General features: G+C 48.3%; 1 pseudogene. It reads left to right on the forward strand.

The features are described from left to right. Nucleotides 1–557, forward strand: a pseudogene (locus CIK04_RS23985) (tRNA-dihydrouridine synthase); the annotation flags it as partial.

Raw genomic sequence — 557 nt, forward strand, 5'->3', positions numbered from 1 at the left:
GTTATGGTGCGGGAATGGCCGTCAGTGAAATGATGTCCTCTAATCCGCAACTATGGAAAACGTCGAAGTCAAAGCAACGCATGGTGCATGAAGGCGAATCGGGCATTCGCTCTGTACAAATCGCGGGCAGCGATCCACAGCTGATGGCAGATGCCGCGCAATTCAGTGTTGAAAATGGTGCGCAAATCATCGATATCAACATGGGTTGCCCAGCAAAAAAGTGAAATAAAAGACTGGCGGGTTCCGCACTGCTCAAATACCCGGACATTATCGAACAGATTTTGAAAGCGGTGGTTGACGCAGTGGACGTTCCTGTAACGTTGAAAACCCGCACTGGCTGGGATACAGAAAACAAAAACTGTATTCACATCGCTAAATTAGCCGAAGACTGCGGCATACAAGCTCTTGCTCTGCATGGCAGAACCAAAGCCTGTATGTACAAAGGTGAGGCCGAATACGACAGCATTAAAGCCGTTAAACAGGCAGTTTCCATTCCGGTTATCGCAAACGGTGATATCGATAGCCCGGAAAAAGCCAAGTATGTACTGGAGTACACC

This window comes from Vibrio sp. 03_296 (genome assembly GCF_002265885.1).